This is a genomic window from Nonomuraea sp. B12E4 (genome assembly GCF_039871825.1).
Lineage (GTDB): Bacteria > Actinomycetota > Actinomycetes > Streptosporangiales > Streptosporangiaceae > Nonomuraea.
Map to the genome: position 1 here is coordinate 22,376 of NZ_JBDPME010000026.1, position 18,086 is coordinate 40,461.

Here is an 18,086-nt window from a genome sequence, read left to right on the forward strand (position 1 = left end):
CGGCCAGGGCCGCGTTCCCGGTGGTCAGCAGGGCCAGCGTCAGGGCGGCTGGGATCAACCCCTTCATCTGCTCCTCCTGAAGTGGTCACGTACTCGGGCTCGCGCGTCCTCCGCCGCGCCGAGCAGGTCCAGACCCGCCAGGGCGGCGCCCGCCACGGGAGGCAGACCGGCGACGACCAGGTCGGCGCGCGGCGCGACCGCGGCGAGTGCGGCCTCGATCAGGCCGAGCATCGTGGGATGCCCGGCGGTGAGCACTCCGCCGCCGAGGACGACCTCGACCGAGGTGTCCAGCAGGTCCAGGCGGCGCAGGCAGACCTCGGCCATCACGGCGACCTCCGCCGCCTGCCGTTCGACCAGGTCGGTCGCCGCGGCGTCCCCCTCGGCGGCGGCCGCGAACAGCCCCGGCACCAGCTCGTGCAGCCGGGCCCGGTCCACCTCGCCGGCGTGCAGGGCGAGGATCAGCTCCGCGACGCCGGGGACGCCGAAGTGCGACACCACCAGCCCGGCCAGCGCGGTCGCCGGGCCGCGTCCGTCCTCGGCCCGCGCGGCGTGCCAGAGGACCTCGTCGGCGAGTTCCTCTCCCCCGCCCCAGTCACCGCTCATCCTGCCGAGCGCGGGGAAACGCGCGGTCTCCCCGGTGGGCGAGACGCCGGCCGCGTTCATCCCCGCGCCGCACACCACGGCGACGCCCCACGGCCGGGAGGCGCCCGCGCGCAGCACGGCGAAGGTGTCGTTGGCCACGGACACCTCCTTGGCGCAGCCGCGGGCGGCGAACTCCGCACGTAGCGCCGCCTCCTCTTCCGGGAAGTCGGCCCCGGCCAGGTAGGCGGCCAGCACGTCGGCGTACGGCGGCGCCGCGCCGCCGAGCAGCGCACCCGCCGCCCGCTCCACCACGTCCGCCGCCGCGCTCACCCCGACGCTGTGCGGGACGAACGGCCCGGCGGTGCCGGTGGCGATCACCGCGCCGTCCTCGGCCACCAGCGCGAGGCGGGTCTTGCTGTTGCCCCCGTCCACCGCGAGTACGGTCCTCACTCGGCGGCCGCCCAGGGCAGGTGCGGGCGGTTGGCCTCGACGAGCAGGCCGGTGAGCTCCCCCGCGACGTGATCCTGGCCGACCAGGGGATGCGCGAGCAGGGCGTCGCGGACCCGGTCCGCCCCGCCGTGCACGGCCGCCTGGAGCGCCAGCTCTTCGTAGGCCGACACGTGCGCGATCAACCCGGCGTAGAGCGGCTCGACGGGCTCGACCGGCAGCGGCACCGCCCCGGCCGCGGTGACCCGCGCGGGGACCTCGATGACCGCGTCGCCGGACAGGAAGGGCAGGGTGCCGTCGTTGCGCGTGTTGACGATCTGGACGTCGCCACGGTCACCGGCCAGCGAGGCGATCAGTGCCACCGCCGCCTCGGAGTAGAACGCGCCGCCGCGCCTGGCGAGCAGCTCGGGCTTGGTGTCCACCGCCGGGTCGGCGTAGAGCGCGAGCAGCTCGGTCTCCATCGCCGCGACCTCGGCCGCGCGGGACGGCGAGACCCGCTGCTCGGCCACGACGAGGTCGTGGGCGTAGAAGTAGCGCAGGTAGTAGGACGGCACCGCGCCCAGCCGCTCGACCAGCTCGGGCGGCAGTCCGAGGCCGCCGGCGATCTCCTTGCCGTGCTCGGCGATCAGCCGCGGCAGCACGTCCACGCCGTCCAGATGGACCGAACGCTCCCAGGTCAGGTGGTTGAGCCCGACGTGACCGAGGGACACCCGCTCCGGCTCGACACCGAGGTACGCGGCGAACCGGCGCTGGAACCCGATCGCCACGTTGCACAGGCCGATCGCCCGGTGCCCCGCGTCGAGCAGCGCCCTGGTCACGATGCCCACCGGGTTGGTGAAGTCGACGATCCAGGCGTCAGGCGCGAGCCGCCGTACCGTGTCGGCGATCTCCAGGACCACCGGGACGGTACGCAGCGCCTTGGCCAGGCCGCCGGTGCCCGTGGTCTCCTGGCCCACGCAGCCGCAGCGCAGGGGCAGCGTCTCGTCCACCTCGCGGGCGGCCTGGCCGCCCACGCGTAACTGCAGCAGGACGGCGTCCGCGCCCGCCACGCCCTCGCCCAGGTCGGGCGTCGCGGTGACGACCGCGGGGTGCCCGGCGCGGGCGAGCATCCGGCGCGCCATGCCCGCGACCAGGGCCGTCCGCTCGGCGGCCGGGTCCACCAGGGCGATCTCGGTCAGCGCCAGCTCGTCCCGCAGCCGCGCGAACCCGTCGACCAGCTCGGGCGTGTACGTCGAGCCGCCCCCGATCACGGCGAGTTTCAACCCTTCACTCCCGTCAGAGTCACGCCCTCGATGAAGACCCGCTGGGCGAAGAAGAACACGATGATCACCGGCGCGGTCACCAGCAGGGTGGCCGCCATGGTGAGGTTCCACTGCACGCTGTGCAGGGCCTTGAAGGTGGCCAGCCCGAGCGACAGCGTCCAGCCCTCCTGGTCGACCCCGGCGTAGAGCAGCGGGCCGTAGTAGTCGTTCCAGCAGTAGAAGAAGGAGAACAGCGCGACCGCCGCGATCGCCGGCCGGGCCATCGGGAGGATGACGGTGAACAGGATGCGCACGTCGGAGCAGCCGTCCACGCGCGCCGCGTCGGTGTAGTCGCGCGGGATGGTGATCAGGAACTGGCGCAGCAGGAAGATCGAGAACGCGTCGCCGAAGAGCATCGGGATGATCAGCGGCCACAGCGAGTCGGTGAGGTCGAGCCGGGCCCAGATCAGGTAGATCGGCACCGCGACGACCTGCGGCGGCAGCATCATGGTGCTGATCACCACCAGGAAGGCGAGCTTCCTGCCGCGGAACCGGAAGCGCGCCAGGGCGTAGGCCGCCGGGACCGACGACACCAGCATGAACAGTGTCGCCAGCGAGGCGTACACGAAGGTGTTGAACGTCCAGGTGAGCAGGTCCGACCGGGCGAAGACGACCTCGAAGTTGGCCCAGTTCCAGGTCCGCGGCCACAGGTGGCTGGTCAGCGCCTGCTCGTCGGTCATCAGGGCGGTCAGCGCCACGAAGACGACCGGGCCGAGGAACATGATCGCCAGCGCGACGGCGATCGCGTGCTGGGCGATCCACATCAGGCCGCGCCGGCGCCGCCGTACGGCGGGCACGGTCCGGGCGGGGCGGGAGCCCGCGGTGACGGTGGCGGTCACGAATCCCCCTCCGCCCGGCTGAACTGGCGCAGCAGGACCAGCGTGAAGACCATGGACACGGCGAACAGCAGCAGCGCGTGCACGCAGGCGAGCCCCATCGACCAGTCGCGGAACCCGGTGTGGAACAGGTGCTGGGGCAGGGTGAGCAGCGAGCCGTCCGGGTAGCCGGGCGTGAAGGTGCTTCCCGCCGAGTCGGTCGCGCCGGAGGCCACCCGGGAGGCGATCATGGCCTGGGCGAAGTACTGCACGGCGTAGATCACTCCGGTGATCGCGGAGAACATGAGCACCGGCGAGATCGTCGGCAGCGTGACGCTGCGGAACTGCCGCCAGGCGCCCGCCCCGTCGATCGCGGCCGCCTCGTACAGGTGCCTGGGCACGTCCAGCAGCGCGGCCAGGAAGATCATCATGGTGTTGCCCACGCCCCAGACGGCGAGCAGGGTGAGGCTGGGCTTGGCCCAGGCCGCGCTGCCGAACCAGTCGGGGCCGGTGATCCCGACGAGGGCGAGGAGCTGGTTGACCGGTCCCGTCGCAGGGTTGAGCAGGTAGACGAAGGCGACCGTGCCCGCCACGGCCGGCACCAGCGAGGGCAGGTAGAAGATCGTCCGCAGCGCGCCGGCGCCCGACTTGATCTTGGTGAGCAGTTGGGCCACGCCGAGCGCGAAGAGCAGCTGCGCCGGGACCATGAACGCCACCAGCCACAGGGTGTTCACGGCCGACTGGTACACCCGCTCGTCGGCGAAGGCGTACCGCCAGTTGTCCAGCCCGACGAACTCCAGGGTGAACAGGTCGTAGCGGTGGAAGGAGAAGTAGACCGTCGCCAGCAGCGGGTAGCCGAAGAAGACCAGCACCCCGACGATCCACGGGGCGAGCCAGAGGAGGGCGCGGGCGCCCTCGCCGCGCCGCCAGCGGGGCGGCACGGCGTGGGTGGAGGCCATCATCAGCCTCCGGAGAGCTTCAGCTTGTCGTTGATCCGCTTGTCCACGCCGGCCAGCCCCGCGCCGAGGTCCTTGACCGCCCCCTTCTCCCACTGGATGAGGAAGGTGGAGAAGGCGTCCTGGTTGAAGACGCTGTTGACGCTGGCCGGCAGGGTCGAGGTCTTCGGGTGGGCGAAGATGTCGAGGAAGGTGGCGAAGTTGTCGTCCTTGGCCAGCTTCGGGGACTCCATGGCGGCCTTGGTGGTGGGCACGTTGCGCAGCGCGTTCGACAGCGTCACCAGTGAGTCGGTGTCGGTGGTGAGGTGCTTGATCAGTTCCCAGGCGTGCTGCGGGTGCTGGGCACCCTTGGGCACCCCGATCACCGTGCCGGCGGTGAAGCCGCTGCCGTGCAGGTCGGGCTTGTCGCCGGCGACGGGCAGCGGCGCGGTGCCGTAGTCCATCGACTTCGCCTCCGGATCGGCGGCGATCATGGCGTTGCGCCACTCGCCGTCCACGGCCATCGCGACCTTGCCCTCGAAGAAGGGGTGCTCGGAGCCCCACTCGTCGCCCAGGCCCTTGCGGAACTTCTCCAGGTTGTCGTAGCCGTACCAGTCGACGAGTTCCTTCTGCCAGGTCAGCAACTGCTTCCAGGCCGGGTCGGAGCCGATCGCCGAGGTGCCGTCCGGGTTGTACCACTTGGCGCCGACCATCGGGCCGAGGTGGGAGGGGGAGTTCTCGTAGTACTGGAAGCTGGGGATGAAGCCGGCGACCTTGATGGTGCCGTCCGGGTCGCGGACGGTGAGCTTCTTGGTCAGCTCGGTCAGCTCGCTCAGCGTCTTGGGGGGCTCGTTGCCCTTCATCAGGGCCTTGTTGTAGTAGAGGCCGTAGGCGTCGGCCAGCAGCGGCATGGTGCACCGCTTGCCCTCGAACTCGGTGTAGCTGCGCGACGCCTCGGGCAGCACGCTCAGGTCGATGCCGTCCTGCTCGATGACCTGGGTGAGGTCCTGGAAGGCGCCCGACCTGCACCACTGGGCGACGTTGTCGGTGGTGAACGACGCGGCCACGTCGGGGGCCTTGCCACCGCGGATGGCCGCGGTGATCTGGTCGTCCTGGACGGCCTTCTTCGCGGTCACCTTGATCTGCGGGTATTTCTTGGTGAAGCCCGCGATCGCCTGCTCGAATGCGTTGGTCTCGGCGTCCGTGGAGAAGCCGTGCCACAGCTCCAGCGTGGCGGCGGGCAGGGCGGCGGCCACCGGTCCGGTGCCGGTCGTGGTGGGCCGGGCGCCGAGCGGGGGCGCCTCCGTGCCCGCGGTACAGGCGGTCAGCGACAGGGCCAGCGACCCTGCCGCCACGAGGGGGACGAAGCGCACGAGGTTTCTCCTATGACCAGGCGAGATGGGGGTGTGCGGTCACCGTGCACGTAGAAGTTAGTAAGTATTCCTAACTTTTTAGGGACCATAAAAGCTCACCTCGAACCGGTCAAGAGACGACATCAACTCGTGACCGGGGAGACCGCCGGCGCGCGCCCGGCCGCGTCGGGCAGGGCCCCTGACCACGGCGAGGGCATGTCTCCGTCCCGGGGCCGCCCGACGGCGGGGGCACATCTCCGCCCCGGGACCGACCGACGGCGGGGGCCCGTCTCCGTCCCGGGGCGCGCCCCCGCCTGGGCGGATCAGAAGTCGTCGGCGGTGCGGATCCGGTCGCGGACCCAGACACCGGCCTCCTTGAGCCTGCCGGTCCCGGCGAACGGGCCGTTCGGGCAGGTCCCCGTGGTGAAGACGGCCCCCGTCCGGAAGTCGTCGGAGAAGTTCCAGTTCACCCAGCTGATCTTCTTCTGCGCGAGCAGGTCGAGGTACTGCTGCGACCTGGAGAAGTTGTTCGCCCCGTCGCCGGAGGCGGTCTGGGTGCCGAACTCGGTGACGAAGATCGGCAGCAGATCGGCCGCCCGGGACAGCGTGTCGAGGTACTGGGTGCCGTGCGAGGCGGCGTAGAAGTGGAAGGTGTACATGATGTTCGTGCCGCCGACCGGGTTGGCGCGGATGGTGTCGGTCTGGTCGCCGGGGCCGGAGACGCCGAGCGACGACCACGCGGGGGTGCCGACCAGGATCGGCGCGTCCGCGTCGTACTGCCGGATCACCGGGACGAGCTGGTTGGCGTAGCCACGGATGACCGGCCAGGTGACGGAGTCGCCGTTCGGCTCGTTGGCGATCTCGTAGAGCACGTTCTCCTTGCCGTTGTGCCGCTGGGCGATCTCGGTGAAGAACGTCCTGGCCCGGGTGAGGTTGACGTTCGGGTCGCCGGGGGTGAGCATGTGCCAGTCCACGATCGCGTACATGCCGCGGGCGGTGGCCATCTCGATCAGGGAGTGCACGCGGTCGGTGAACAGCCGGGGGTTGGTCTCGTAGCCGCCCTCCTGGATGTACATGGAGATGCGCAGGACGTCGGCCTTCCAGTCGCCGGCCAGCGCGTCGAGCGAGGCGGTGTTCAGGCACTGGTCGTACCACTGGATCCCGTGGCTGCTCATGCCGCGGAGCTGGATCTGCTTGCCGTTCTCGTTGCAGAGCTTGATGCCGCACACCCGCAGCCGGCCGTTGGCCTCGACGGGCGTGCCGCCGCCTCCCCCGCCCGTGGGCACTCCGAAGACCTCCAGCTCCCACAGCGAGTAGCCGTACGGCGTGCCGCGCCGCGTGCCGTACACCCGCACGTACCGGCCGGTGCCGCTCACCGTGAGGTCGTCGGTGCCGCCGTCGCCGGCCGAGGTGGAGTGGACGTCGGTCCAGGCCGACCCGTCGGGCGAGGTCTGCACCCGGTACGCGCCGGCGTAGGCGGCCTCCCAGGTCAGGCGGACCCGGGAGATGGTGTGCGCGGAGCCGAGGTCCACCCGGATCCACTGCGGGTCCACGCCCTCCGCGCTGGCCCACCGGGTGGTGGCGCTGCCGTCGACCGCCTTGGCCGCCTCCAGGCCGGCCGCCTCGGTCGAGGAGGCCGTCACCGCCTTGCCGCCCGACACGAGCGGGTCGGCCGCCCCCGCGCCGGGGCCGGCCGCGACCGCTCCCTGCGGCACCAGGAACGGCACGAGTAAGGACAGCGTCAACGCGGCCACGGCCGCGAGGATCCTCGTACCTGCGCTTCGCTTCACTGACGACTCCCATCTTCGGGCGGTGCCGCAATGGTTAGGAAGGTTTCCTAACTCAGATGGGAGCGTAGGTTGACCCGGCATCTGACACAAGGCCCAAAACCGCGGCAAGCCCTGGCCGACGCGCGAGACGTTTCACCGAAGGGAGGTCTGTCGATGCCGCGGATCTTCGTGATGCCCTCGTCGGCGGCCGGGGACATTCCCGTCGAAGCGGCCCTCGACGAGTGGCTATGCGGGGCGCAGCAGCTCCTCGCGCCTGGTCAGCAGTTGGGCGCGCTCGGCCAGCAACCGGGCGCGGCGCGCCGCCAGGTACGCCCGGGTGTCGCCCACCCACCGCGCCAGCTTCTTCACCTCGGCCCTGGTCGGTTGCTGATGGCAGCGATGTGGACGGTCGCTTCGCATCGAAGGGATGGATTTGTCACATCGGGGGGCTACACCTCGGTGACTTTCAGCCCCATCGCCACCGGGTGGTGACGTTCTGTGTCAATCTGGCTCTCGGCGGTGCAACTCAGAAGGAGTGAGCAGATGCCTTTCGATGACTACCAGCGGGAGAGCTCGCGGCGGATAGATCAACAGCGTGAAATGGTCCGGCGCTCCACCGACGAGTCGTCGCGCCGACGCGATCGCGAAGAGTGGCGTGCCCGCCGTAACAGCGACGAGGAGGACGGCCTGAGCCTCGGGACGCAGCTCATCATCGCCGTCGTGGCTCTCGTCGTCTTCTTCCTCGTGGTGTACCCGCAGTTGCCCCACCGCTGAGGGGCGCTCTGGCGGGACGAACGCTGCCGCTCCGTCAGGTTGGAGCCGCACTTTCGGCATGCTTGTCGGCCCATGAAACGGCCCGGCACCCAAAGCCTTCAAGCCGCGCTGAGCAGGATCCGTTCCCACCTCCGTACGTGAACCCGCTCGGCCCGGTGAGATGGGCTCCGGCACCTACGTTCGATCCGGTCGATCGTCCTTGGCGCCCAGACGAGCGTCGATCAGGAGGCCGGCCGAACCGATCACAGCACCGATCACGGTGACGACGACCATCGCGGGGTCGATGCGTCCGGTGAGCGCGTCGCCGAGGATGACGACGGCGATCGTGCCGGGGACCACGCCGATGGCCGTGGCGATCAGGAAGGGCAGGAACCGGATGGACGATACGCCGGCGCAGAAGTTGACCAGCGGGAAGGGAACCGGCCCGATCAGTCGCAGCGATCCGACGGCGAGCCAACCACGACGGGCGAGGCGCCGGTTGATCTCCGCGACTGCCGGGTGGGTCAGCCTCGGTGTGACGGCGTCGCGGCCGATCGCACGTACGAGCAGAAAGGCCAGCGCTGCGCTCACCGTGGTGGCGGAAATCGCGATGGCGACGCCCATGACCGGCCCGAACAGGAATCCGGCGCTGAGGGCGAACGGGGTCCGCGGGAGGGCGACGGTTACCAGTGCGTGCGCAACGAAGAACACGAGCGGGAACCACGGGCCGAGCGCCCGTGCCCAGTCGCGGATCTGTGCGATGTCCGGATTCGGGACGAACAGCGCGATGATCACGATCGCCGTCAGAAGCACCAGGGCGCCGACCAGCCTCGGATCACGAAACCGGAGCCGTCGCATGCAGGCTGCCACCCTCCACCTTCCGCGAAGTTGCCGACAACCGGAACAGAAGCCTCCGCGCCGAAGGACGGTCGCCCGGCTCGCGCTCGCCATCCTGCCAGAGAACGCGGCCGGGCCTCTTGGCGGAGGCGGCCGGCCTCACAGCGTGCGTTCATCCCTCGCATCGAGGACCCGCGACCGTGGAACCGGCAAGCGCACCAGTAGAAGACCAGGAAATCACCTCCTCGCGCCCGGCGCATGAGCGAGGATGACACGTCGGCGGCGGTGTCCTGCGCAAAAGGAGACGTGGTGGGCTCTGCGGCGGCATCCGAACCATGGCAGGACGGGCTGGCGCTCGTCTGCGAGCAGGCCGGTCGGATCCGTACCGACCTGGGCGAGTCCGGCGGGCTGGTCGACCGCGTGGTGGCGAGCGGATCTGCTCTCGCTGCGTGTGGGCCCGAGGAAACCGTGGAGGTCGTCGGCCTGCGGCACGGCGGTCACCGACACCTCCCTTGGATCCGGGCCGTCGAGACCGGTCGTGGCGCGGGGTTCAGACTTGGGTCGGGTACCGTTCCTCGGGCGTCAGTTCGATCGCCCGCAGGCCCCTGGTGTCGGAGCCGCCGGCCAGGAGGGTCGCGCCGTCGGCGGTGAAGGCCAGCGCCGAAACCATGCGAGGCATCGCCCGGTAGCGGACGGCGGAGCCGGTCGCGCTCACATGCGCCACACTGCCATCTCCGAAGCCCACCGCGAGCCATCCGGACGGGTGAAAGCAGACGGCCCGGGGCGGCTTCGCCGAGCCGAACCCGCGATTGTTGAGGGCGAGGCGGACATGACCGGTTTCGGTGTCGAGGACGACCAGGTTGACCTCCGCCTGCGCGTCGCTCCCTGCCAGCGCGACCAGCCGCCCACATCGGCTGGCGGCGGCCGCTCGCCACTCCTGATCGAATTCGTGGTCGTCCCCGGGTGACGGCTGGCTCCAGATGACGTCACCCGTGGCCGTCGAAAACCCGAGCGCACGGGCATGGGAGGCGACGATGACCCGGCGCCCGTCCCCGGTCACCGCCAGGGTGGCGAACCGGAAGATGGTCTCGCGCAGTTCCCGGTTTCGAGCCAGTGCCGTGACCTGTTCGGCGGCGATGTCGGCGACCACGACGCGTGCGTCCGCGTCCTGCTCCAGCGACAGAAGAGCCGGGGCGGCGGCGGTGGCCGGACGGGTGAGGGGCGGGCGTCCGTTGGGATGCCGGGTGAGCGCGGCCAGGGCCGCCGGTCGGCCGTCATCGGCGGCAAGCCAGCCGAACAGGTCGTTGAGCGGCCAGTGGACGCCGTCGCCGTCTTGCCCGAGGGTGATGATGCGCAGGCCCGGGGATATCGACGTGCGGTCCAGGTGCGGCAATGCGGTCTCGGCCGCCGCCAGGCGCCGTCCATCATGGGAGAAGGCAATGGGCGCGCGCAACGACCGATGACGGGCGACGACGGTGTTCAGGTCCGCACCCGAGCGCACCTGCACCTCGCAGTCGGCGTCGGGGGCGCCGCGGGGGGCCTCGCAGGCGATGGCGCAGGTCCCGTCGGCGGCGACGGACAACGACCGGACGGCCCCGCTCAGGCCACTGTTCGCCACCCAACGGGCGGCACGGCGGGATGGCCCCGATGGCATGTCGAAGTCGAGGTCGGCGGGCAGGCGGCCGGCGTCTCGCCGCCGCCATCGCAGTTGCGGATCCCAGACTTCCCAGCCGAAACGGGATGCCACGGCGTGCACAGTCAGCAGCCCCCGATCGCCGGCATCGGATAGTTCGACCTCCACGCGACACCCGGACGCGTCAGACCGCGCCTTGAGACCGGTCTCGTCGAGCAGGGCCGCCAGGTGCGCAGCCGCGGAGGGCGAACTGTCGGCGCCGCCGCGAATGATCAATTCATAAGCCATTGCCCGATCATGGCCTACGGCTATGACGTTTCATCATGCTTGCGCCCGGATCGGACGATGCTGACCGCGTCTGGACGACCTGCACTCCTTTGCCGCCGGCGAACCGGAGTGTGGAGCCGATAAACCGCCTGGAAACACGCACACCGTCCGGACTGGGCTGGAACGCTGGAAGGCCGGGTCGGTGCAGGGCTCTTCCACCCATCCTGGTCCGTGCGTGCGGCGGATCCGGTAGTCGATGGCGAAGGGGAAGGCGCCCGCCAGGTCGGCGGCGCGGCCGTAGGATCATTCGCGTGGACCTGGACGACACCGCCGCCCGGCTCGGGGTATCCGCCGAGGACGTCACCCGCGTACAGCGGCTTGCCGGCGACCGGCCATCTGCTCCGCTGCCCGCCAGGGCCGAGGCGCCCGCGATCCTCGACCGGCTCGCGGTGCGGCCGGACGACGCCGCCGAGATCATGGCGGGCTGGCCCGACCCCGGCTCTCCCCTGTGGACTCCGGAGTTGCGCTGGCTGCTCGACCGCTCGATCGCCCTGGTCCGCGCCGACCTCGGGGGCCATGGCTGGCTGCCGCCCGGTCCGGAGTTGCCGCGCGAACGGGGCCCCGCCTGGCGGCATCTCTACGTGTACGCGTACCTGGCCCTGGTCGACGTCGTCACGAAGTACCACCGCGAGCACGACATCGCCGCCGCCGTGTCATGGGTGACCCTCGCGGACCTGGGCCGCAACCTCGCGATCGACCGGCGGATGCACCGCGAGGGCTGGCCGGTCATGCAGAGCTGGCTGACGCTGCACGCGCGCGGCGGCCTCTACGAGCTCGGCCGGCTGCAGCACCACCGCGGCGGAACCGCCATCGACCTGCACATCCCCGAGTCCGGGCCGATCGCCCCGGAGGCGGTCGCGGCGTCGCTCGACGAGGCCCGCGCGTTCTTCCCGCGCCACTTCCCCGACGAGCGCTACACGACGTTCTCCTGCGGCTCGTGGCTGCTCGACCCGCAACTGCTGGAATACCTGCCCGAGGACTCCAACATCGTCCGGTTCCAGCGGAGGTTCGAGCTGGAGCCGTACGAGGAGCCGGAAGGGCTGGACGCCGACGTCGAGGTGCTGCGGTTCGTGTTCCGCACCCTGACCACGCCGCTCGACCAACTGCCGCGCCGCACCGTGCTCCAGCGCGCGGTCGTCGACCACCTGGAGGCCGGCCGCCACTGGCACTGGCGCCGCGGCCACTTCCCGATCTAGCCGACTTGGCCGGATGGTGGCAATACGAGGCGGCGCTGCTTCCCGATCGCCGGGGAGCCGGGGGCGATCGTGATCCCGCTCGCGACGTGAGCTCCGCCAGGCGCGGCCGTCCGGCCGGGTGAACCCTCGCGACCGCGGCGTCGATCTGACCGGCCACGCCGGGACGCTGGGGGCCGATGGCCGGGTATCGACGGGGTCATGCGGTCCGCGCAACCGCTCCTCACCCCGAGCGCCCCGCACCCTCCCTGCGGGCTATGGCCTCCACCATCTCGGGGAAGGTGTCGATGAACGCGTCGACACGGTGCCCGTCGAAGTCAGCGCGCGGCACTCGTGGCCGTCGGGCTCGTGCGGCCTCACATCCGGGATCTCAGCACGTCGACCTCGCAGCCTGGCGCGGACGGATCGAAGCCGTGCTCGACCAGCCAGCGGATCGCCAGCAGGCTTCGCAACGACCACCACGCGCGGATCACGTCGAGGTCGACGTCGGTGCCGTAGCCGGCGACGACGTCGTCCAGGTGCTCCTCGTGTCCGAGCGTCAAGCTGGCGAGGTCGTACAGGGCATCGCCCTGGCCCGCCTCGGACCAGTCGATCACGCCGGTGATCTCGTCACCGTCGACGAACACGTGGGTGATCTGCAGGTCCCCGTGCGTGAACGCCGGTTTCCACGGCCGGAGCGCGGCCTCGGCGACCCGGCGGTTGCGTGTGACCAGGTCGGTGGGAAGGACGCCGCTCGTGACGAGCCATTCGCATTCGTCGTCGAGCTGCGATGCGATCTCGTCGAGGCTCCGGCCGGGCCATGGCGGCAGCGGCGCGTCGTGCAGCAACCGTACGGCGGCGCCCGCCGCGGCCCACGCCGCCGACGACGCGGTCGACGGCTCGCCGAGGCGGCCGAGTGCCGTCCCCGGGACTGCGGCGAGCGCGAGCACGGGCGGCCTGCGCCACAGGACCTCCGGAGTCGGGATCGGCGCCATGGCCATCGCCTCGACCTCGACGTCGGTACGCGTCTGATCGGTGTCGATCTTCAGGAACACGTCGCCGACGCGCAGGGTCGCGCGCTCCTGATGGGCGACGACGACCTCGACTTCCTCCACGCCGGCCATTATCGCGGGATGATCACCGACGTCGCCACGGGTTTATCGCCTGCGACTGCTCACGGCCTCTTCTGATCGTCCCGCCCGGCAGGGCCGGAGCGCGTCCGACAGCGGAATCGGCTTGCGTGCGGGCGGGCGGGTTTCGTTCGGCGGGGTGGACGCCGCAGGCCGGTGACGGCCGGGAGCAGATTCCCGGAAATCAGCCGCTTCCCAGTGTCGAGAACGTGGTACCGGCTCCGTCCCAGGGACACCAGTGGCCACGACGGGCCGGGCGACGAAGTAGGAGAACCACCATGACGCTCCCGTCCCAACCACAACGATCCGCTGGATAGGCCGAGAGCACAACGGAAGGAACAACCGTGCAACCGTACGAGATCACCGAAGTTCTGAACCGGCCGATCAGCCAGGAACTGCTGGCTCGTGACGTGACCCGCCTGGCCTACGTCGCCCAGGACGGCACACCCCGCAATGTCCCGATCGCGTTCGCCTGGAACGGCTCGGAGATCGTCATGTGCACGTCGAAGAACGCCCCGAAGCTTCCGGGCTTGAGCGAGAACCCGATGGTCGCCCTGACGATCGACACCGAGGTGCATCCGCCCAAGATCTTGCTCATCCGGGGTCGGGCCGAGCTGGACTTCGTCGATGGCATCCCGGACGAGTACCTTCAGGAGACCAGCACCTACGAGATGACGCCCGAGCAGCGGATCGAGTGGGAGGCGGAGGTGCGTTCGCTCTACCACGACGGCATGGTCCGGATCGTCGTGACCCCGACCTGGGCGAAGCTGATCGACTTCGAGACGACTCTGCCGAGCGCGGTCGAGGAGCTGATCCGGCAGCGGGAGGAGCGTCAGCGCGGCTGAGCGGCGCGAGATCGCCCGGGATGGATCGCCCGCGCCTCAACGTCCGCCGGAAATGCCGCGGTGGCATGTCGAGAGCCCGCGCGGCTCCGTCCCCGGCAGTGAACACGGCCACAATGGGCTGTACCGCACTGAGGAGAAATATCATGGCCAAGTACCTGCTGCTCAAGCACTACCGGGGCGCGCCGGCACCGGTCAACGACGTGCCGATGGACCAGTGGACGCCGGAGGAGTTCTCGGCCCACGTGCAGTACATGCGTGACTTCGCCGCCCGGCTGGAGGAGACGGGCGAGTTCGTCGAACATCACGCGCTCCTGCCGGAGGGCACGTTCGTCCGCTACGACGGCGAGGGGCGGCCGCCGGTCACCGACGGCCCGTTCGCGGAGACCAAGGACCTGATCGCGGGCTGGATGGTGATCGACGTCGAGACCTACGAGCGGGCACTGGAGGTGGCCGGCGAGTTGTCGGCGGCTCCGGGCGCGGGTGGGAAGCCGATCCACGAGTGGCTGGAGGTTCGCCCGTTCATGGCCGAGCAGCTCACGGTGATCGAGTGAACGAGTCGCTGCTGCGGGAGCTGGTGCCCGCGGTGATCGGTATTCTCGTCCGCCGCGGAGCCGACTTCGCCGCGGCCGAGGACGCCGTGCAGGACGCCCTGGTCGAGGCCGTACGCGTGTGGCCGGACGACCCGCTGCGGGACCCCAAGGGCTGGCTGGTCACCGTGGCCTGGCGTAAGTTCCTCGACGCCGTCCGCGCCGACACCTCCCGGCGGCACCGCGAGATACGCGTCGAGGGCGAGCCCGTGCCCGGCCCGGGCGAGGCGGTGGACGACACGCTCCGGCTTTACTTCCTGTGCGCGCACCCGTCCCTGACCCCGGCCTCGGCCGTCGCGCTCACGCTGCGCGCGGTCGGCGGCCTGACCACGCGTCAGATCGCGCAGGCCTGCCTCGTGCCGGAGGCGACCATGGCCCAGCGGATCAGCCGGGCCAAGCGGACCGTCTCGGGCGTCCGGTTCAACCAGCCCGGCGACGTGGCCACTGTGCTGCGCGTGCTCTACCTGGTCTTCAACGAGGGCTACTCCGGTGACGTCGACCTGGCCGGCGAGGCGATCCGGCTCACCCGCCAACTGGCGGCGATGACCAGGCACGAGGAGGTCGCGGGCCTGCTCGCGCTCATGCTGCTGCACCACGCCCGGCGTCCGGCCAGGACCGCTCCCGACGGCCGGCTCGTGCCGCTGGCCGAGCAGGACCGCGGCCTGTGGAACACCCGCCTGATCGCCGAGGGTGTCGATGTGCTCCAGGCGGCCCTCGCCCGCGACCGGCTGGGCGAGTTCCAGGCCCAGGCCGCCATCGCCGCGCTGCACGCCGACGCCAGGACGGCCGAGGAGACCGACTGGGTGCAGATCGTCGAGTGGTACGACGAGCTGGTGCGCCTCACCGACAGCCCGGTGGCCCGCCTCAACCGGGCCGTCGCGGTCGGCGAGGCCGACGGCCCGCGGGCCGGCCTGGCCGCCCTGGCGGAGCTCGACCCCGCCCTGCCCCGCCACACCGCCGCCGCGGCGTACCTGCACGAGCGTGACGGTGACCCGGTGACCGCGGCACGGCTCTACGCCGAAGCCGCCCGATCAGCGTCCAACCTCCCCGAACGAGACCACCTCACGCGACAGGCCGCGCGGCTCAACGCTCAACTGCGCAGGTGAGCGGCGGGGCGGCACACCTCAGGTGCCGGCGGACCGCAGGGCGGGAAGGGGGTTGTACGGAGCGCCCTTGCGGCGTTCCAGGCGCACCTCGAATTGCTCGCGGGCCATGGCGGCGTGGCCGCCGCACCACGTGCCGAACGGAACCGCCTCCCCCGGAGGCGGCGAGTCGGACATGACGATGGAGTCCTTCGGAGGAGCCGGATCGGCGTGCGCGGGTGCCGCCGCCACGAAGCCGGCGAACATTGCCGCGAATCCCGCCAGGGCGGCGGACGCGCGCCGTAATCCAGTAACCCCCGTTTTGCTTCTGTCCATTTTCGATTGCTCCCGACGCGGACGACTTCCGCGTCTGGGCCTTTCCCCGTCTTCCGCGGCCTGAGCTCGCTACCCGTCCGGCTCGCTGGCGAGAGACCGACATGTGTGGTTGACCGACCGATCCCGCAGGTCGCGGTGCGTGCTGAACGAGGGCCACGAAGGACCGTTGGCGTACGTTCCGGTTCGATCGCAGCTCGCCCATGAGCATGGCCGAGGCGATCAAGCGCCTTGCCCGACATCAATGCCATAAATCAGTCGTCACAAAGACGGGTTTCGGTCCATGATCGGGATCATGGACCTTCCTGTACATCCGCTCGGCGGCCGGCGTGCCGGCTAGCGAGCCGGCATGAGCGCTGCCCACGACCACGCCGTGGGCGTGCTGCTGACGTCGCAGGCGTTCCGCGGTCTCGGGTACGGCGTGGCCGCCGTCCAACTCGGCGCTCTCATGGGCAGCGATGGGCTCTCGGCCACCGAGGTCGGTCTGGTGCTGGCGGCGATTCTGGCCGGCAGCTTTCTCACCAGTCTGGTCCTGGCTCGCTGGGGCGACCGCCTCGGCCGCCGCCGTGCCTACGCGGGCCTGTACGCCGCCCTGCTCCTGTGCGGCCTGGTCATCGCCACCGGCCTGCCCTGGTGGCTGCTGGCCGTGGCCGCCTTCAGCGGAGCGATGTCGGTCGAGGTCATCGAGTCCGGGCCGTTCACCACGCTCGAACAGGTCATGCTGGCCGGCACCGGCCGCCCCCAGAAGCTGATCGTGCGGGGATTCGGCCTCTACAACGCGATCGCCGCCGTCGCCGGGACGCTGGGCGCGCTCCTGGGGAGCCTGCCCGCCGACCGGAGACTGCTCGGCGGCATCCTGGCCGGCACGGCCGCCGCCGGAATGCTCCTCACCCTCCGGCTGCCCGCCACCGTCGAAGCTCCGGCACCGGCTCCCGGACTACCGCAATCACGCATGATGGCCCGCTCCCGCGGCCCGGTGGTCCGCCTGGCGGGCCTGTTCGCCACCGACAGCCTCGCCGGCGGGTTCGTCATCCAGGCCTACGTCGGCTACTGGCTCGCGGTCCGGTTCGGGGCCGGCACCCACACGATCGGGATCACCTTCGCCGTGGCCGGGATCCTTCAGACCGCCTCGCTGCTGGCCGCGCCGCGGGTGGCCAACCGGCTCGGGCTGCTGCCCACGATGGTCTTCACCCATCTGCCCGCCAACGTCATGCTGGCCTTGGTGCCGTTCGCCCCCTCCCTCCCGCTGGCGATCGCCCTCCTGCTCGGGCGTGCCTGCCTGTCGTCGATGGACGTGCCCGTCCGGCAGGCGTACGTGATGGCGATGGTCCCGCCCGAGGAACGCACCGCCGCCGCCGCGATCACCAACACCGCCCGCTACCTCACCAGGCCCCTGGGACCGGCGCTGGCAGGCGTGCTGCAATCGATCAGCCTGGCCGCGCCGTTCCTGCTCGCCGGGGTCGCGAAGATCGGCTACGACCTCGCCCTGTGGCAGATCTTCCGCCACGTCCGGCTGCCCACCGACCCCCCGACCCGCCGGGCGCACTGAACACCCTCGATCGCCCAAGGGCCTCCCTTCTGCTACCGAGCCAGGCGCACGGCCTGGCGGAACGGGACCGCGTCGAGGGCAGGGTGGGCTGAGAGATCATCGAGTGCAGATCGCATATCTCGTCATTGGCGCAGCTTTGCGGACACTGTTCCAGCTCATCGCCGACAGGTTTTCTGAGCGTCACGTCATGGCACGAAGCGCGTGCCGCGGCAGGCCGGCGTCAGCCACGGGGGATGGCCTCGATGGTTCGCATGTGCTTCTCGCCCCACTCCCCCAGCGGGAGGAGGGCGGTGTTGAGCGAGTGGCCGAACTCGGTCAGGGAGTACTCCACTTTCGGCGGGACCTGGTGGTAGACCTCGCGATGGACCAGACCGTAGGTCTCCATTTCTCGCAGTTGCTGGATCAGCGTCTTCTCGCTGATTCCCGGCATCGACCGCTTCAGCTCCCCGAACCGCAGGGGTTCGTGGTGGAGCGCCCAGAGGATCAGCGCTTTCCACTTGCCGCCCACCACGTCGACGGCGGCGTCGAGTCCGCACGTGTATTCCTGTTTCTTCAACGCCGACTCCATACCTACGAAAAAACCAGTACCTGACAAAATAGTAGGTACTTGAGGAAAGTCCAGTGGACGGTCAGCATC

18 protein-coding genes are annotated in these 18,086 nt (G+C 70.6%); 6 read left to right on the forward strand and 12 right to left on the reverse strand.

Going from position 1 to position 18,086, the window contains the following annotated elements; all coding sequences use genetic code 11:
* Positions 1 to 63: 63 nt before the first annotated feature.
* The 7 genes from ABGB18_RS38585 to ABGB18_RS38615 form a co-directional block, all read right to left on the reverse strand.
* Positions 64 to 1,032, reverse strand: a complete 969-nt coding sequence (locus tag ABGB18_RS38585; RefSeq protein WP_347700625.1) for a BadF/BadG/BcrA/BcrD ATPase family protein — start codon at positions 1,030 to 1,032, stop codon at positions 64 to 66.
* On the reverse strand, positions 1,029 to 2,291 hold the full coding sequence (locus ABGB18_RS38590) for a 6-phospho-beta-glucosidase (RefSeq protein WP_347700626.1): 1,263 nt from the start codon (positions 2,289 to 2,291) through the stop codon (positions 1,029 to 1,031). Before ABGB18_RS38590 ends, ABGB18_RS38585 begins: the two co-directional genes overlap by 4 nt.
* A complete protein-coding gene (locus tag ABGB18_RS38595; protein ID WP_347700627.1) occupies positions 2,288 to 3,169 on the reverse strand; it encodes a carbohydrate ABC transporter permease in 882 nt (293 codons plus the stop codon). The genes ABGB18_RS38590 and ABGB18_RS38595 overlap by 4 nt, the downstream gene beginning before the upstream one ends.
* On the reverse strand, positions 3,166 to 4,107 hold the full coding sequence (locus tag ABGB18_RS38600) for a sugar ABC transporter permease (protein WP_347700628.1): 942 nt from the start codon (positions 4,105 to 4,107) through the stop codon (positions 3,166 to 3,168). Before ABGB18_RS38600 ends, ABGB18_RS38595 begins: the two co-directional genes overlap by 4 nt.
* Entirely contained in the window at positions 4,107 to 5,453 is a 1,347-nt protein-coding gene (locus ABGB18_RS38605) for an extracellular solute-binding protein (RefSeq protein ID WP_347700629.1), read from the reverse strand. Before ABGB18_RS38605 ends, ABGB18_RS38600 begins: the two co-directional genes overlap by 1 nt.
* A 302-nt stretch (positions 5,454 to 5,755) precedes the next feature.
* Positions 5,756 to 7,222: a cellulase family glycosylhydrolase gene (locus tag ABGB18_RS38610; protein ID WP_347700630.1), complete on the reverse strand. Its 1,467-nt coding sequence runs from the start codon at positions 7,220 to 7,222 to the stop codon at positions 5,756 to 5,758.
* Positions 7,223 to 7,447: 225 nt separating this feature from the next.
* Positions 7,448 to 7,570 carry a hypothetical protein gene (locus ABGB18_RS38615; protein WP_347700631.1) on the reverse strand — a complete coding sequence of 41 codons (123 nt, stop codon included), beginning with the start codon at positions 7,568 to 7,570 and terminating at the stop codon, positions 7,448 to 7,450.
* 174 nt (positions 7,571 to 7,744) lie between these two features.
* Between ABGB18_RS38615 and ABGB18_RS38620 the strand changes: the two genes are divergently transcribed.
* On the forward strand, positions 7,745 to 7,975 hold the full coding sequence (locus ABGB18_RS38620; protein WP_347700632.1) for a hypothetical protein: 231 nt from the start codon (positions 7,745 to 7,747) through the stop codon (positions 7,973 to 7,975).
* 174 nt (positions 7,976 to 8,149) lie between these two features.
* On the opposite strand, the gene ABGB18_RS38625 is transcribed toward ABGB18_RS38620, so the two are convergent.
* Together ABGB18_RS38625 and ABGB18_RS38630 are read right to left on the reverse strand one after the other, a co-directional pair.
* On the reverse strand, positions 8,150 to 8,749 hold the full coding sequence (locus tag ABGB18_RS38625; protein ID WP_347700633.1) for a TVP38/TMEM64 family protein: 600 nt from the start codon (positions 8,747 to 8,749) through the stop codon (positions 8,150 to 8,152).
* Positions 8,750 to 9,341: 592 nt separating this feature from the next.
* Positions 9,342 to 10,700, reverse strand: a complete 1,359-nt coding sequence (locus ABGB18_RS38630) for a hypothetical protein (protein WP_347700634.1) — start codon at positions 10,698 to 10,700, stop codon at positions 9,342 to 9,344.
* A 302-nt stretch (positions 10,701 to 11,002) separates the two neighbouring features.
* Between ABGB18_RS38630 and ABGB18_RS38635 the strand changes: the two genes are divergently transcribed.
* Positions 11,003 to 11,947, forward strand: a complete 945-nt coding sequence (locus tag ABGB18_RS38635; RefSeq protein WP_347700635.1) for an acyltransferase domain-containing protein — start codon at positions 11,003 to 11,005, stop codon at positions 11,945 to 11,947.
* A gap of 353 nt (positions 11,948 to 12,300) precedes the next feature.
* Here the strand turns inward: ABGB18_RS38635 and ABGB18_RS38640 are convergent, their stop codons facing one another.
* Complete coding sequence (locus ABGB18_RS38640) at positions 12,301 to 13,038, reverse strand: phosphotransferase (RefSeq protein ID WP_347700636.1); 738 nt, start codon at positions 13,036 to 13,038, stop codon at positions 12,301 to 12,303.
* Positions 13,039 to 13,397: 359 nt separating this feature from the next.
* Between ABGB18_RS38640 and ABGB18_RS38645 the strand changes: the two genes are divergently transcribed.
* The 3 genes from ABGB18_RS38645 to ABGB18_RS38655 all read left to right on the forward strand — a co-directional run bounded on the left by ABGB18_RS38645 (position 13,398) and on the right by ABGB18_RS38655 (position 15,591).
* A complete protein-coding gene (locus tag ABGB18_RS38645) occupies positions 13,398 to 13,898 on the forward strand; it encodes a pyridoxamine 5'-phosphate oxidase family protein (protein ID WP_347700637.1) in 501 nt (166 codons plus the stop codon).
* A 143-nt stretch (positions 13,899 to 14,041) separates the two neighbouring features.
* Positions 14,042 to 14,449 carry a YciI family protein gene (locus ABGB18_RS38650; RefSeq protein WP_347700638.1) on the forward strand — a complete coding sequence of 136 codons (408 nt, stop codon included), beginning with the start codon at positions 14,042 to 14,044 and terminating at the stop codon, positions 14,447 to 14,449.
* Entirely contained in the window at positions 14,446 to 15,591 is a 1,146-nt protein-coding gene (locus ABGB18_RS38655; protein WP_347700639.1) for a DUF6596 domain-containing protein, read from the forward strand. The genes ABGB18_RS38650 and ABGB18_RS38655 overlap by 4 nt, the downstream gene beginning before the upstream one ends.
* 18 nt (positions 15,592 to 15,609) lie before the next feature.
* Here the strand turns inward: ABGB18_RS38655 and ABGB18_RS38660 are convergent, their stop codons facing one another.
* Positions 15,610 to 15,903: a hypothetical protein gene (locus ABGB18_RS38660; protein ID WP_347700640.1), complete on the reverse strand. Its 294-nt coding sequence runs from the start codon at positions 15,901 to 15,903 to the stop codon at positions 15,610 to 15,612.
* Between the two features lie 346 nt (positions 15,904 to 16,249).
* Between ABGB18_RS38660 and ABGB18_RS38665 the strand changes: the two genes are divergently transcribed.
* Positions 16,250 to 17,449, forward strand: a complete 1,200-nt coding sequence (locus ABGB18_RS38665) for an MFS transporter (protein ID WP_347700641.1) — start codon at positions 16,250 to 16,252, stop codon at positions 17,447 to 17,449.
* 220 nt (positions 17,450 to 17,669) lie between these two features.
* On the opposite strand, the gene ABGB18_RS38670 is transcribed toward ABGB18_RS38665, so the two are convergent.
* Entirely contained in the window at positions 17,670 to 18,005 is a 336-nt protein-coding gene (locus tag ABGB18_RS38670) for a helix-turn-helix domain-containing protein (protein ID WP_347700642.1), read from the reverse strand.
* Positions 18,006 to 18,086: the final 81 nt, after the last annotated feature.